1 pseudogene is annotated in these 1309 nt (G+C 65.5%); it reads right to left on the bottom strand.

Annotated elements, in window-relative coordinates:
- Positions 1–1309, bottom strand: a pseudogene (locus ACSVHP_RS22940) (hypothetical protein); the annotation flags it as partial.

A 1309-nucleotide genomic window follows, 5' to 3' on the forward strand; every position in this document is an offset into this window, starting at 1 on the left:
CGTTGACGTCGTATTTCCATGTGGTCCGTTCGTCGCGGATAACCCGGACGAACCTGCCGGATTCGGGCATCCCGCTGTCGGGGTTGATACGGGAGGTGGTGTGCCGCCACTCTTTACTGTGATGCGACGTCACCCGGCCATGCGACTGGCGCTGGTGCGCCTCGCTCTCCATCACCGCGTTCAGCCAGGTCTGGCGCCCGGCGACGTTGAGGTTTTTATCGTAGGTGAAGCGCTCTTCCCGCACGGGCTGGGTGCTGCCGGTCCAGGTGGCGTGGCTTATCTGGTCGTTCGCGGTGAGGCTGTTCACCATCGTCCCCCGGTGCGAATCGGTCAGCATCGTCAGGTTGTAGGCTTTGTCATACAGCCACTCCCGGCGCAGGGTGGCGTCCCCGGTCTGCTGCTCCGCCAGCAGCCCTGCCGGCGTATAGCGCTGGCGCAGGCTGAACCCGGCGTCACTCTTGCGGGATACCTCCTGGCCGCACGGGTCGTGCTCCAGGCTCAGCGGGGCGTGGTCGTTTAGCTGCCATGAGGTGAGCTCGCCCGTCGCCCTGCGGGTAAAGCGCTCGGTGATGCCCGCCGTGGTGCGCTGGGTGATGTAATCCCGCACTTCATCATGCGCGTATTCCGTGCGCCTGCCGTTAAGGGTCTCCGCCACCGTCCGTCCGGCATCGTCGTATTCAAAGGTGACGGTGGCAGATTCGTTGCGCGCCTCCGTCAGGCGGCACAGCGTGTCATAGCGGAACGCGGTGGCGCTGAGAATGCGGTCGCTGTCGCCCTGCGTGACCTCCTCATCCGTCACCTGGTCTGCGACGTTATAGCGCCGGTTCAGGCGGGTGCCGTCCGGGAAGGTGGTGCGGATACAGCGCCCGCCCGCGTCGTAGTCATACCGCAGCGTGCGGCCGGTGAAGTCGGTCTCGGCGATAAGCTGTCCGGCTTTGTCATAGGTCAGACGGTAGTGCTCACCCTCGGCATTGGTGATTTCGGTCAGGCGCAGCAGTCTGTCGTGGCGGCATTCGAGCCGTTCCCCGTCCGGGCGGACCACGGCGGTCAGGAGGTCAAAGGCCCCGTACTCATAGCGGGTGGTTTTGCCTTCGCCGTCGGTGAAGGCGGCAGGCAGCTTTTCGCTGTTCTGGCGCATCAGCTCGCGCACCCCGTCCGGGCGCTGAATTTCCTCCACGCTGCCCTGCGGCCCGGCATGGTTTGTGCTGTGACGAAAGCGGGTGGTGAAGCCGAGCGGGTCCTGAACGCTCAGCAGGCGGCCGAGGAAATCCAGCTCCGTCTGCGTCACCCCGCCGTCCGGGGCGATGGT

It is taken from the genome of Enterobacter sp. 186315 (genome assembly GCF_053290175.1).